Origin of the sequence: Rhodococcus sp. NPDC059969, from assembly GCF_042738325.1 — a bacterium.
GTDB lineage: Bacteria > Actinomycetota > Actinomycetes > Mycobacteriales > Mycobacteriaceae > Rhodococcus_F.
On record NZ_JBHWUF010000004.1, the window covers coordinates 184,026 to 197,921 of the forward strand.

Genomic DNA, 13,896 nt, shown 5'->3' on the forward strand with positions numbered 1-13,896 from the left:
CACCGATGAGAGAAGATGGACCATGTGAGTCTGAGTCTGTGGAGCGCCCCGAGGGCCCAAGCACCCGTCGATGCAGTGGTGACGCTGCCCGGATCCAAGTCCATCACCAATCGAGCTCTGATTCTGGCCGCGCTGGCGGATGGCCCCTCCACGATCACGGGTGCACTCCGCAGTCGTGACGCAGACCTGATGATCGCCGCTTTGCGCGACCTCGGTATCGGCGTCGAGGAAGCCGGCGATCCGACCACACTTCGCGTAGTTCCCGGTCCCCTCCGCGGCGGAGACGTCGACTGCGGACTCGCCGGCACCGTCATGCGCTTCCTGCCGCCGCTCGCCGCGATGGCCGACGGAATCGTCCACTTCGACGGCGACGAGCAGGCACGCACTCGGCCCCTCGGCACCATCCTGGAGGCACTGCGCGGACTCGGCGCTCACATCGAGGGTGACGCACTCCCCTTCACCGTTTCCGGAACCGGATCCCTACGCGGCGGGACGGTCACCATCGACGCATCCGGTTCGTCGCAGTTCGTCTCCGGTCTCCTCCTCTCGGCCGCTGCCTTCGAAGAGGGGGTCACCGTCCATCACGACGGCAAGCCCGTCCCCTCCATGCCGCACATTGACATGACCGTCGAAATGCTCAGGCAGGCCGGCATTTCCGTGACGACGCCCGCCACGGGTGGCGACGCGGACACCTGGCGGGTGGCACCTGGGCCCGTACGCGCCGTGGACTGGGCGATCGAACCCGATCTCTCCAACGCCACACCGTTCCTGGCCGCTGCCGCAGTCACCGGAGGAACCGTCAGTGTCCCGATGTGGCCGTCGTCGACGACGCAGCCCGGCGACGCGATCCGCGGGATCCTCTCGTCGATGGGCGCCGACGTCACACTTGCCGACGGCGTGCTGACTGTTCGCGGTCCGGAGAAATTGCGCGGCATCGACATCGACCTCCACGACGAGGGAGAGCTCACCCCCACCGTCGCGGCGCTGGCCGCTCTCGCCGAGGGCACCTCGCACCTACGAGGTATCGCGCACCTGCGCGGGCACGAGACCGACCGTCTGGCTGCCCTCGCCGACGAGATCAACAAGCTCGGCGGCTCCGTCACCGAAACCGACGACGGACTGACCATCGTCCCCGCGGAACTCCATGGTGGACAATGGCTCTCGTACGCCGACCACCGCATGGCAACAGCCGGTGCCATCATCGGCCTGGTCGTCGACGGCGTCGAGGTCGACGACGTCGGAACCACTGCCAAGACGTTGCCCGGCTTCGAGAACATGTGGGTCGACATGCTCGAAAGTTCGACCGCGACGCCGAAGGCAAGCTTCTGACTCCGCGGCAGTACGACGAGTCCGACGTCCGGGTACGCCCCGGACGCGGATCACGCCCCCGTACGAAGACACGGCCCGAACATCTGTCGGCTGAATCGGGGATGGTGGTGTCGAAGGATCGTGGCCGTTGGGGCTGCGTCCTGGGCGGCGATCCCGACCGGCTGATCGTGACGATGCGCGCCCGCGAGCTGGGCCGCACCCCCATCGTCGTCGGCGATCAGGTGGACATTGTCGGCGACCTGTCGGGCAAAACCGACACTCTCGCTCGCATCATCCGGGTCTCCGAGCGTTCGACGGTTCTGCGCCGAACAGCCGACGACACCGATCCCTTCGAACGCATCGTCGTCGCGAACGCCGAGCAGTTGCTCATCGTCGTGGCACTTGCGGATCCCCCACCGCGCACGGGCTTCGTCGAGCGCGCACTGGTCGCCGCCTACGTGGGCGGCTTGACGCCGATCGTCTGCCTGACCAAGAGCGACCTCGAACCACCCGAGGAATTCGCGAGCACTTTCGCCGACCTCGACATCCAAGTGGTGGTCGCCGGCCGCGACGATCCCCTCGACGAACTGACGCAGATCCTCGAGCACAAGTTGACCGCCCTGATCGGGCATTCCGGCGTTGGAAAGTCGACGTTGGTCAATCGCCTTGTCCCCGATGCCAATAGAGCTGTCGGCATCGTGTCCGGCGTCGGCAAGGGGCGGCACACGTCGACACAATCGGTGGCGCTCCCCCTAGCCGGTGGCGGCTGGGTGATCGACACCCCCGGCATCCGTTCATTCGGTCTGGCGCACATCTCACCCGAGAACGTGGTGGCGGCGTTCTCGGACCTGGCTGCGGCCATCGAGGATTGCCCGCGCGGATGCACGCACCTGGGGCCGCCGGCAGATCCCGAATGCAAGCTCGATCTGTTGGAAGGCAAATCGGCGCGACGCGTCGTTGCTGTGCGACAACTGTTGGAAGCGATCAAGTCCAACGATCAGTACTGAGCAAGACCCCTGAGCAAGAGAAGCGGCCCGACACCACTGAATGGTGTCGGGCCGCTTGTTTCCTCTTGTCAGCGAAGTCGGGAATCAGCGCAGGCCGAGGAGGCTGCGCAGCTTTCCACTCTTACGCTTACGTGCGATGGCGCTCTTGAGACCGTTACGACGTCCGGTCACGGGATCGACAGTCGACGTCGGATCCCCGTCGAACATCCGCTCCGACGCAGTCTCGGGCGCATTGTCGACGGTGTCCTTGAGGTACTTGTTGGGCAGCGACAGCTTGGCGATGGTGCGCCACGACTTGGCGTACTGCACGGCAAGCGGGCCCGTCGTGTACGGCAGGTCGTACTTGTCCGCGAGCTGACGCACCGTGACCGCGATGTCCTTGTAGCGGTTGCTGGGCAGATCGGGGAAGAGGTGATGTTCGATCTGGTAGCTCAGGTTGCCCGTCATGAAGTCCATGAGCGCGCTGCCCTCGATGTTGGCGCTGCCGAGCATCTGGCGCAGGTACCACTGAGCCTGCGTTTCCTTGTCGATGTCTTCCTTGGTGAACTTCTCGGCGCCGTCCGGGAAGTGGCCGCAGAAGATAACCGCGTTGGTCCACACGTTCCGCAGAGTGTTGGCGGTGAAGTTTGCCGACAACGTGCTCTTCCACGCCGGGCCGGTGATGGCCGGGTAAATGACGTAGTCGCGCAAGACCTGCTTGCCGATCTTCTCGCCGACCTCACGGAGCTTGCGCTGCGTCTCTTCCTTGTCGGCGCGGCCCTTGGCCACCTTGCCGAGCTCGAGGTGCTGAGCAGCGATGCCGTACTCGAAGAACAGGGCGAGCAAGGTGTTGTAGACCAGGTTGCCGGCATTGAAGGGCTTCCACCGCTGATCGCGGGTGACGCGGAGGAGCCCGTATCCGACGTCGTCGTCCATTCCGAGGACGTTGGTGTACTTGTGATGCAGGTAGTTGTGGGTCTGCTTCCAGTGAGCAGACGGGCCGGTGACGTCCCACTCCCACGAGGTGGAGTGGATCTCCGGGTCGTTCATCCAGTCCCACTGCCCGTGCATCACGTTGTGCCCGAGTTCCATGTTCTCGATGATCTTCGAGAGCGTCAGCAGGCCCACTCCGGCGAGCCACGCCGGACGGCGACGGCTGGCGAAAAGCACTGCACGGCCGCTGATTTCGAGCGAACGCTGCAGGCGAATGACGTTGCGCACGTAGCGCGCGTCCTTCTCGCCGCGCGACTCCTCGATGTCGCGACGAATCGCGTCGAGTTCGCGGCCGAGCGCCTCGATGTCGGCGTCCGTGAGATGTGCGTATTCCTTGACATCTGCAATCGCCATGGAAAGCCTCCTAGCAGTGAGTTAGGCGCAAAGTAGTAAGTGCAGAACGATCATGATTTCGAATCGTTCAGATCAACTGCACCTACTGTAGCGTAACTTACGGCACCGTAGGTTAGGTTTTTCCCGATGTAACCTATATCACTTCCGGCGCTTCGGCATGCGGGAACGGGCCTGCGACTTGAGTGCAGTCAACAATCCCAGACGCTTACCGGTGACCGGATCGGTACGCAGGTCCTCGACCATCGCCATGGCTGCATCCCGGAACCCTGAGTCACGGAAACGTAGTTCCGAGGACGTTTCCGGAGCATTGTCCGAGGTCGCAGTGAGCCACTTGTCCGGCAATGCCAGCTTGTGGATCGTGCGCAGCGCCAGAAGGTACTGCTTGAAGAGCGAACCGGTGGTGTACGGGAGATCGAACTTCTCGCACAGCGCACGCATCTTCACGGCAATCTCGGGGTAGCGGTTGCTCGGAAGATCGGGAAACACGTGGTGCTCGATCTGGTAGCTCAGGTTGCCACTCATCAGACCCATGAGCTTGCCCGAATTGAAGTTCGCGCTTCCGAGCATCTGGCGCAGGTACCACTCGTGACGAGTCTCCTGCTCGAATTCGGCAACTGTGAACTTCTCGGCGCCGTCCGGGAAGTGGCCACAGAAGATGACGACGTACGCCCACAGGTTGCGCACGAGATTCGCAGTGGCATTGGCCGTCATGGTCGACTTCCACGCCGGCCCCGTCAGCGCCGGGAACAAGATGAAGTCTTTGCCGACCTGACGAAAGATCTTGCGCGCGAAGTCTTTGTTCGCCTGCGAGTTCAGTTGGCCCTTTTCCGCGCCCTCCAACTCGGCTGCCGCTGTGAGGTCGTGCAGCGCGATACCCCACTCGAACGTGGCCGCCAAGATCACGTTGGCGATCGGCTGGAAGAGGTTGATCGGCTTCCACGGCTCGTCACGCGTCATACGCAGAATCCCGAAACCGAGATCCTCGTCCATCCCTACGACGTTGGTGTACGTGTGGTGTTGGTAGTTGTGTGCGCGCTTCCAATGCTCGGAAGGACCGGTCTGATCCCACTCCCACGAGACCGAGTGAATCTCGGGATCGTTCATCCAGTCCCATTGCCCGTGCATCACGTTATGCCCGAGTTCCATGTTCTCGATGATCTTCGACAGGCTCAGCAGGGTTGTACCGACCAGCCACGCCGGTCGATACCGGCTGCCGAACAGTGCGATACGCCCGCCGAGCTCCAACGCGCGTTGCACGCGAATGACGCGACGAATGTAGCGGGCGTCCCGGATTCCGCGAGAGTCTTCGATGTCGAGTCGAATCTGATCGAGTTCACGTCCGAGAGCTTCGACATCGGCCTCGGTGAGGTGCGAAAACTCTTTGATATCGGTGATGGCCACCGTGGTCCTCCGTGTGCCTAGAAGCTATGCGTCCAGCGTACAGTCGCCCGCGGCGGCGGAGATGCACGTCTGGATGCGCTCGCCCTCCGCGTGCTGTTTCCCCGAGCGTAGATCGATCGCGTGACCGGCAACGAGAGGTACGACACACGTCTGGCAGATGCCCATGCGGCAACCGAACGGCATCAACGCACCGGACTGCTCGCCGGCCTCCAGAAGCGTCGTCGCGCCGTCGACGGTGATCGTCTTACCCGACTTCTCGAACGTGACCGTGCCGCCGTCCGCCGAAGCGTCGATGCGAGATACCGCGAATCGCTCCATGTGGAGGCGATCCTCGATACCTTCCGCCTTCCAGACGTCTTCGAGTTCGTCGAGCAAAGGAAGCGGTCCGCACGCCCAGGTGTGGCGCTCGCGCCAATCGGGGCAGACCGTGTCGAGAGAGCTGAGTTTGAACTTTCCGTCACGCCGTGTGAGTTGGACGTGGCTGACGAAGTCCTCGTGCTCGACGTGCAGCGCCGTGAGTTCGTCGGCGAACATGACGTCGGATTCCGTCGGAGCCGAGTGGATGTGCATGACGTCGGGCAATTGACCGCGACGGTTCATCGTCCGCAACATGCCCATGACCGGAGTGATGCCACTGCCCGCAGTGATGAACAGGATCTTCTCCGGCGGCGGATCCGGCAAGGCGAAGTTGCCGGACGGCGTGGCCAGTCGAACGATGGTTCCCGACGGGACCGCGCCGCTGACGAGGTGGCTCGACAGGAAGCCCTCGGGCATGGCCTTGACCGCGATGGAGATGCGCTTGTTCTCCCAGTTGGGCGGAGAAGTCAGGGAGTACGAGCGCCAATGCCAACGACCGTCGATGTGGAGGCCGATACCGATGTACTGCCCCGGCTGGTAGTTGAAGTCGAATCCCCAACCCGGCTTGATGACGATGGTCGCCGAATCTGTGGTCTCGGGCCGTACTTCGACGATCTGACCACGCAGTTCGCGGGCCGACCACAACGGATTTGCGAGGTGCAGATAATCGTCGGGAAGCAATGGTGTGGTCAACCGAGCCGCCGCACCGCGAAGCAGATTGAGCTTCGACCGCGCTGCCGGAACCACCGACGCTGCCGGTGCCTCGATCCAGTCCTTCAGACCCATCAGACCTCCACCTCTCACCTTCCGAACCCACTGCCTACGGTACCGTAGGTTATCAGGTTACGGTACCGTAGGTTACTTCACGGTAAGCACATTCACAGCAGGTCGAGCAAGAACGGCAACTCCTGCGCGGCGTACCACGCCAACTCGTGGTCCTCCGCGTCGCCGAGCGTGAACTCGGCATCGGCATCACCGAGATCCGCCGCGTCGACTATGCCAGCAGCGCGCTCGATGTCCGATTCTGCCTGTTCGAGGTCGACATGCACAGATGCAACCTGAGCCATCGTGACAGGACCTGCCAGTCGAACCACCGAATCGTCGAGATCGGGCCGCAGTTTCACGTCCGCATCGTCGACGTCGGCAGCGACGACGGCCCGACGGAAGGTGACGTCACCCTCGGTTCCGGCGATCAATCGCAGCGACGCACGCGCCGCCTCACCCATCGCGACCTCGGCCAACTCGTCGTCGTCCCCCGCCGCATACGACTCGCGAAGAGTCGGGGTGACCGCAAAAGCCGTCCGGCTCATCGGGTCGAACTCCTGATCTGCGACCAACTTCTGCAAAATCTCGACCGTCGCCGGCACGTACACCCTCATGAGACCACCTTCATGCTCGTTCGTCCCTGCTCGTTCGTTCGTCACCGACTCGCATCCGTCAATTCCTCGAGTGACTCGAAAATCAGCGAACGAACGACGTCGACGTCCGACATCGCGTCACGGTCGGCATTCAAACCGTAGTAGACATTTCCGTCGTACGACGTCAGGGCGATGCTGAGTGTCTGATTCTTGAGCAGTGGCGACACCGGATACATCTCCAGCATCCGAGCCCCGCCGAGGTAGAGCGGGAACTGCGGACCCGGTGCGTTGGTGATCATCAGATTGAACATTCGCTGCGAGAGACTGCTGGCCGCGCGTGAACTCATCGCATGCAGCGTCGCCGGCGCAAACCCGGACATCCGCACCATCGTCTGTGCGGTCACCCGCCGGCCCTGGCGTGCAAACGCCTCCGTCGCATGCGCAACGTGCGAGAGCCGAACCACCGCGTTGGGTTCACCGACAGGCAGGTCGATCAGGAACGAGGAAACATGTCCCGGCGCCTGCGGATCGTCGACGTCGGGACTCTCGGGGCCGTCCGTGTAGACCGACATGGGAACCATCGCCCGCACAATGGTCGCCTCGGTCACCGGTTCGCCGCGCGAGAGCAGCCAGTTCCGCATCGCACCTGCGATGACGGTCAGAATCACGTCGTTGATCTCGCACCCGTACCTCGCCCGAATACGTCGGTAGTCCTCGAGAGACGTCTTGGCCACCGCGAGGCGTCGATTACGCGAGATCGTGGCGTTGAGCGGGCTCGACGGGGCCACTTGCGTCGCCGTTCGAACCACTTCTGCAAGTTTTCCGAGTGCACTGACCGCCTCGGTGACAGACGTGGTCACGTCGTTGAACGTTGCACGCGCCCGTGCGATCCCCTCCCCCGGGCTCGTCACGAGGTCTGCCAGTGCACTGACCAACAAACTGGTGTCGCTCGGCGGCCTGGCCGGCATCCACAGTTCCTCTGGGCCGGGCGCTCGATTCTTCTCCGGATCGAAGATCACCTGGCTGATTTCGGGAGCCGCTTCGCCGTCGACCAACGACGAATGAGACTTCGTGAAGATGGCAAATCTGTTTCTGGTCAGCCCCTCGACCAGGTACATCTCCCACAACGGCCTCGTGCTGTCGAGCGGTCTGGACGTCAGCCGGGCGATCAGATCCATCAGCTGTTCGTCTGAACCGGGCTTCGGCAGAGCCGATCGGCGTACGTGGTAGGTGATGTCGAAATCCGAGTCGTCCACCCACACCGGGCGGGCCAAGCCGAACGCCACCTCACGAACCCTCTGGCGGTACCGCGGAACCGATCCGAGCCGATCTTCGACCAGACGAAGCAATTCCTCGTGATCGATCCCGTTTCGCAGTTGCCTGAAAATCCCCAACGAGCCGACATGCATCGGCGTCGTCCCGGCTTCGAGGAAGTAGAAAGCCGCGTCCTGAGTGGTCAGTCTGTTCACCATGGCTTCGTGTCCCCTCCTTCGCCCAGATCGAACAGAATCGACAACTCCTCGATCGTGGATTCCGAGCCGACGTGATGGACGCCGACCATCCCGACGGCCACCGCCGCGCGCACGTTGACCTCGAGATCGTCCACGAAAACGAAGTCCCCCGGGTCGACGCCCAACCGACTCGCCGCCAGCAGATAGATCTCGGCATCCGGCTTCGCCATCTCCACGTCACCGGACAGGATCACGTCGTCGACCAAGACCCCGTCGCCGAGATCCCGCAACCACTGAGCACTGGCGCCGCCGGGATCGTTACTGACGATTCCCGTCACGATTCCGCGGGCCCTCACAGCGCGCACGAGCGCGCTCAAGCCCTCGAGATCCGATCCCGGACCGAACAGCACGCCACCGACATCCAACAGAAGTCCCCGCACGCCATCACCCTAAGTCGCGATGGTGATCACGGCGACATCTCGAGCATTTCGTGTCATGCTTCTCACCATCGCTCGGGGGAGCGAAAGTCCGAGTCGTCCAACTCGGACGCACGATCATCCGGGGGGGATGTCATGGAGCAGGACTGCAAAATTGTTCTCGAGCCGGCACCACAATTCGAGCCTCACGCGCACACCGTCGTGCTGTCGCGGCCGCAGTGCCGACCAGACCTGACGCAGTGCCGAACAGACCGGACGCTGCGTCGCCCGCGAAAGACGCCACACAACGGAACATCGCCCAGTACCGGGTTCACTCACGCTCCGGAACCGCGGCTGGCAGGTGCCGACATCTTCTGGAACCGATCACTGCGTCTGGTTCTCGAAACCGTCGACCGACGACGAAATCCACGCCAGCTCAGCGGCGTACTTACGCCAGGAGTCCTGGAAGTTGTTGCGCGACTTTACGCTTCAGACTATTCGGCCCGAAAGATGGGCGGCGCGGCCGTTCACCGCACCCACGTTCAAGCGGTTTCGGAGCGCACCGCCGAAGTCTGTGCGACGTACACACGAGGCAAGCAGACATTTGCCGTCGCAGGTCGGATCGACCACACAGACGGAACAGGCTGGACGGTCACCGCACTACACGTGGTGTGACCGTCCAGCCTGTCGAGAACTGTCCGTACTGAAAACTCAGCGCTTGCGCTTGGACTTCGGAGCTCGGTTGCTCTTCGACTGCGTCCGCGCTGCTTCACGACGTTCGCGACGTGAGGCTGCCCCGTCACCGGAGTCGGCGGCCGAGTCGCGGGTTGCCTTCGCCTTGCCGTCCTCGTCCGGGCCGGTGTACGTCAATCGTGACGGACCTTCGTCGTCAAGTCCCTTGGCGCGCAACGCCGTCGGGGCAGCCGTGCCGGTTGTCCTGGCCGCGGCTTCCTGCGTCGGGAGCGGCTTGGGCGCCGTGGCGGAAGCCGCAGCAGCCGAGCCCGCCGTGACGGAAATTCCGCTCGCGGGCTGTGCCGGAGCTGCCTCGACCTGCAGGTTGAAGAGGAATCCGACGGACTCTTCCTTCAATCCGTCGAGCATGCCGATGAACATGTCGTAGCCCTCGCGCTGATACTCGACCAGTGGGTCACGCTGGGCCATCGCACGCAGGCCGATTCCCTCCTTGAGGTAATCCATCTCGTAGAGATGCTCACGCCACTTGCGGTCCAGGACCGAGAGGAAGACACGACGCTCGAGTTCACGCATGCCGTTTTCGCCGGCGATCGCGTCGATCTCGGCTTCGCGCTTCTTGTACGCCGCGTGGGCGTCTTCGAGCAACGCAGTGCGCAGGTCGTCACGGCTCAGGTCGCTGTTGATACCTGCACCGTCCTCCCCCGCCAACGCCTTGTGATCGATGCCGACCGGGTACAGCGTCTTCAGCGCCGTCCACAGCTGCTCGAGATCCCAGTCCTCGACGTAGCCCTCCGCGGTGGCGCCGTCCACGTATGCGGTGACCACGTCGGTGATCATCTGCTCGACCTGGCCCTCCATGTCCTCACCCTCGAGGATCTGGCGGCGCTCCTTGTAGATGACCGTTCGCTGCTGGTTCATGACCTCGTCGTACTTGAGGACATTTTTGCGAATTTCGAAGTTCTGCTGCTCGACCTGCGTCTGAGCGCTCTTGATGGCCTTCGAGACCATCTTGGCTTCGATCGGGACGTCGTCAGGCAGGTTGAGGCGCGTCATGATCGACTCCAGTGCCGACCCGTTGAAGCGGCGCATCAGCTCGTCACCGAGCGAAAGGTAGAACCGCGATTCGCCGGGATCACCCTGACGTCCGGAACGACCACGCAATTGGTTGTCGATACGACGCGATTCGTGACGCTCGGTGCCCAGGACGTACAGGCCACCGGCATCGCGGACCTTCTCCGCGTCTTCCTTCACTTCAGCCTTGACCTCGTCGAGGACGGCGTCCCAGGCTGCCTCGTACTCATCCGGCGTCGTCACCGGGTCGAGGCCCTTCTTGCGCAGCGCGATGTCCGCGATGATGTCCGGGTTACCACCGAGCACGACGTCGGTACCGCGGCCGGCCATGTTGGTCGCGACGGTGACCGCACCGGAGCGGCCGGCCTCGGCGATGATGGTCGCTTCCTTCTCGTGGAACTTCGCGTTGAGGACGTTGTGGGCAACGCCACGCTTGGTGAACTGCTTGGACAGGTACTCCGAGCGCTCGACGCTGGTGGTACCGATCAGAACGGGCTGGCCGTTCTCGTGGCGCTCGACGACGTCGTCGACCACGGCATCGAACTTGGCTTCCTCGGTCTTGTAGATGAGGTCGCCGTTGTCGACTCGGACCATCGGACGGTTGGTCGGGATCGGGATCACGCCGAGGGTGTAGGTCTGGTGAAGCTCGGCAGCTTCCGTCTCGGCGGTACCAGTCATGCCCGACAACTTGTCGTACAGACGGAAGTAGTTCTGCAAGGTGATGGTGGCGAGGGTCTGATTCTCCGCCTTGATCTCCACCTTCTCCTTGGCCTCGATCGCCTGGTGCATGCCCTCGTTGTAGCGGCGGCCGACCAGCACGCGGCCGGTGAACTCGTCGACGATGATGACCTCGCCGTCGCGGACGATGTAGTCCTTGTCCTTGGTGTAGAGCTCTTTGGCCTTGATCGCGTTGTTGAGGTAACTCACCAACGGCGAATTCGCGGCTTCGTACAGGTTGTCGATACCGAGCTGGTCCTCGACCAGTTCGACGCCCGCCTCGTGAACACCGATGGTGCGCTTGCGGATGTCGACCTCGTAGTGAACGTCCTTCTTCAGCAGCGGCGCGATGCGGGCGAACTCGCTGTACCACTTGCTGGAGCCGTCAGCCGGGCCCGAGATGATGAGCGGGGTTCGGGCTTCGTCGATGAGGATCGAGTCGACCTCGTCCACGATGGCAAACGCATGGCCACGCTGGACCAGGTCGTCCAACGAATGCGTCATGTTGTCACGCAGGTAATCGAAGCCGAACTCGTTGTTGGTGCCGTAGGTGATGTCCGCTGCGTAAGCGACGCGGCGCTCGGCCGGCGTCATGCCCGAGAGGATCACGCTGGTCTCGAGGCCGAGGGCGCGGTGAACGCGGCCCATCCATTCGGAGTCGCGCTTGGCGAGGTAGTCGTTGACAGTGACCACATGGACGCCGTCGCCGGCGATCGCGTTGAGGTAAGCCGGAAGAACGCAGGTCAGGGTCTTGCCCTCACCGGTCTTCATCTCGGCGACGTTGCCGAAGTGCAGGGCCGCGCCACCCATGATCTGCACGTGGAAGTGCTTCTGGTCGATCACGCGCCACGACGCCTCGCGGGCTACAGAGAAAGCCTCGGGCAGCAACTCGTCGAGAGTTTCCCCGGCGGCGTAACGCTCACGGAACTCGGTGGTCTTGGCTTTGAGTTGCTCGTCTGTCAGGCCTTCGACATCGGGCGACAGAGATTCCACATGCTCGGCGATGTGCTTGAGCCGCTTGACCATGCGACCTTCACCAACACGGAGCAGCTTCGATAGCGACAGCGACGGCACAGTCTTCTTCGTCCTCAATCTTCGGCGACAGGGGGTCACACACTGAAAATCCGGCCGGGGTCCGAAAACTCCGGCCGGATTCCATGGTAGGCGCTACCGGCGGCGAGCGAGCAAACCCACCACCGATTGGGTCATGTCAGGCGGATCAATCCGTAGTCGAAAGCGTGACGACGGTAGACGACGGACGGCTTGTCCGACTCCTTGTCATGGAAGAGAAAGAAGTCGTGTCCGACCAGTTCCATCTCGTAGAGAGCGTCGTCGATGGTCATCGGCTCGGCTGGGTGATCCTTCGTGCGGACCACGCGTCCCGGGCCGTCGTACTCGTCCGGTTCTTGACCGTTCAGCGAAATGTCCGGTGTGACTCCGAGTGAGTCTGCGTCGACGAGAGAGGCGGTTGCCTCCGCGACGGACACCGGTCGCTTGTCACCGTAATGGACCTTCTTGCGGTCCTTGGTTCGACGGAGGCGACTCTCGAGCTTGTCGATCACCGATTCGAAGGCGGCGTAGAAGCTGTCTGCGGACGCTTCGGCTCGGGCCACCGGGCCTTTACCTCGAGCGGTGATCTCGACGCGCTGGCAACTCTTGGCCTGTCGTCGGTTGCGTTCATGTTGGAGTTCCACGTCGAAGTGGAATATGGAGGGGTCGAAGTGTTCGAGTCGCGCCAGCTTTTCCGAAACGTAGATTCGGAAGTGATCGGGGATCTCGACATTTCGTCCCTTGACTACGACGTCGGATCTCGGAGCTGCGGCATTCTCGGAACGCTCGATGGTGGCGTCCTCGATGAAAAACGAGGCTTGCGAAGGGGTCGTCACTCGTACCTCCCAATTACGGCCCCGCCCCACGGTGGGCGGCGGCAAATTCTGCAAGTACCGAGAGGGGATCCGCCCGGCACCAGTATCGAAGTACCACCTCCTACCAGTATTTTCGGGTGTGCCGCCGACGCTAGTACGTAACGCGCGCGAGTGCCACTGTTCCAACGAAATTCATCTAAGCCCCTGCAAGTACGAGCACGACAGTTGTCCGAATCCCACGGAGCGAGAGAGCCCGAACCGACTCTGCCGCAGTCGCTCCCGTCGTCAGGACGTCGTCGAGCAGGACGATGGCGCTGTCCCCCGCAATGGAACGGATCGCAGTGGTGTCGAGAGACACATGACCGTTCACATTGGTCACTCGGTCGGCCGCGGACAGTCCGACCGAGTCACGTACGCCTCGCGTCATCCGGAGAATCGGACAGACTTGTATCGGGCGCCCCTCGACACAACCGGTTTCCCACGCTTCCACTCTGCGCTTGTCTCGCACACTTTCAGCTATCCGGCGAACCGGGTCACCTCCGCGAGATCGCGCCGCCCGGGCGCGCGTGGGAGCCGGAACCAGGACGATTGGCGCACGATTTCCGCCACCGAGCTCGCCCCACCGTTCCAGCATGGCCAGTGCACCGGCCACAGCGGCCCCCAGAGGCATCGCGAGATCGCGGCGACCGCGTTCCTTCATCTCGATCACACTGCGACGTCTGGGGCCGTCGTAGCGGCCGAGTGCCCACACCGGTGCGCCCGGATCGACGCGCGGACTCAGTTGAACCGGATGGTCGCTCAGCAGCTCCGCGCACTCACGACACCACAGAGTCCCGCTGCGGGCGCACCCACCACACTCGCGTGGCAACAACAGATCGAGCAGGCCGGCACCGAATTTCTTGTCCCCCATGGCCGAATCATGAATG

Annotated in this window: 12 protein-coding genes; 3 read left to right on the top strand and 9 right to left on the bottom strand. The window is 62.9% G+C overall.

Annotation, left to right across the window (positions count from 1 at the left end; all coding sequences use genetic code 11):
* Nucleotides 1-15 precede the first annotated feature (15 nt).
* Nucleotides 16-1,329, top strand: coding sequence for a 3-phosphoshikimate 1-carboxyvinyltransferase (aroA, locus tag ACFWAD_RS14645; protein ID WP_378544884.1), 1,314 nt, complete (start codon nt 16-18; stop codon nt 1,327-1,329).
* Complete coding sequence (rsgA, locus tag ACFWAD_RS14650; RefSeq protein ID WP_378447608.1) at nt 1,278-2,315, top strand: ribosome small subunit-dependent GTPase A; 1,038 nt, start codon at nt 1,278-1,280, stop codon at nt 2,313-2,315. Before aroA ends, rsgA begins: the two co-directional genes overlap by 52 nt.
* A gap of 84 nt (nt 2,316-2,399) precedes the next feature.
* On the opposite strand, the gene ACFWAD_RS14655 is transcribed toward rsgA, so the two are convergent.
* The 6 genes from ACFWAD_RS14655 to ACFWAD_RS14680 form a co-directional block, all read right to left on the bottom strand.
* Nucleotides 2,400-3,641: a fatty acid desaturase family protein gene (locus ACFWAD_RS14655; protein WP_378544887.1), complete on the bottom strand. Its 1,242-nt coding sequence runs from the start codon at nt 3,639-3,641 to the stop codon at nt 2,400-2,402.
* 138 nt (nt 3,642-3,779) lie between these two features.
* Nucleotides 3,780-5,042 (bottom strand): acyl-CoA desaturase, encoded by a 1,263-nt coding sequence (locus ACFWAD_RS14660; protein ID WP_020907111.1) that lies wholly within the window; start codon nt 5,040-5,042, stop codon nt 3,780-3,782.
* 24 nt (nt 5,043-5,066) lie between these two features.
* Nucleotides 5,067-6,185, bottom strand: a complete 1,119-nt coding sequence (locus ACFWAD_RS14665) for a ferredoxin reductase (protein WP_230812599.1) — start codon at nt 6,183-6,185, stop codon at nt 5,067-5,069.
* Nucleotides 6,186-6,277: 92 nt separating this feature from the next.
* Entirely contained in the window at nt 6,278-6,778 is a 501-nt protein-coding gene (locus ACFWAD_RS14670) for a DUF6912 family protein (protein WP_020969223.1), read from the bottom strand.
* 41 nt (nt 6,779-6,819) lie between these two features.
* Nucleotides 6,820-8,229, bottom strand: coding sequence for a wax ester/triacylglycerol synthase family O-acyltransferase (locus ACFWAD_RS14675; RefSeq protein WP_378447610.1), 1,410 nt, complete (start codon nt 8,227-8,229; stop codon nt 6,820-6,822).
* Nucleotides 8,223-8,648 (bottom strand): HAD-IA family hydrolase, encoded by a 426-nt coding sequence (locus tag ACFWAD_RS14680; RefSeq protein ID WP_378544890.1) that lies wholly within the window; start codon nt 8,646-8,648, stop codon nt 8,223-8,225. Before ACFWAD_RS14680 ends, ACFWAD_RS14675 begins: the two co-directional genes overlap by 7 nt.
* Nucleotides 8,649-8,780: 132 nt before the next feature.
* Between ACFWAD_RS14680 and ACFWAD_RS14685 the strand changes: the two genes are divergently transcribed.
* Nucleotides 8,781-9,299 (top strand): Rv3235 family protein, encoded by a 519-nt coding sequence (locus tag ACFWAD_RS14685; RefSeq protein ID WP_378544893.1) that lies wholly within the window; start codon nt 8,781-8,783, stop codon nt 9,297-9,299.
* A gap of 36 nt (nt 9,300-9,335) precedes the next feature.
* Here ACFWAD_RS14685 and secA read toward each other — a convergent pair whose 3' ends face one another.
* The 3 genes from secA to ACFWAD_RS14700 form a co-directional block, all read right to left on the bottom strand.
* On the bottom strand, nt 9,336-12,179 hold the full coding sequence (gene secA, locus ACFWAD_RS14690; protein WP_378544896.1) for a preprotein translocase subunit SecA: 2,844 nt from the start codon (nt 12,177-12,179) through the stop codon (nt 9,336-9,338).
* A gap of 131 nt (nt 12,180-12,310) precedes the next feature.
* The gene (hpf, locus tag ACFWAD_RS14695; protein WP_003940893.1) at nt 12,311-12,991 is read right to left on the bottom strand and encodes a ribosome hibernation-promoting factor, HPF/YfiA family; all 681 of its coding nucleotides are present in this window, start codon (nt 12,989-12,991) and stop codon (nt 12,311-12,313) included.
* 175 nt (nt 12,992-13,166) lie between these two features.
* Nucleotides 13,167-13,880 carry a ComF family protein gene (locus ACFWAD_RS14700; protein WP_378544899.1) on the bottom strand — a complete coding sequence of 238 codons (714 nt, stop codon included), beginning with the start codon at nt 13,878-13,880 and terminating at the stop codon, nt 13,167-13,169.
* Between the last annotated feature and the right edge of the window lie 16 nt (nt 13,881-13,896).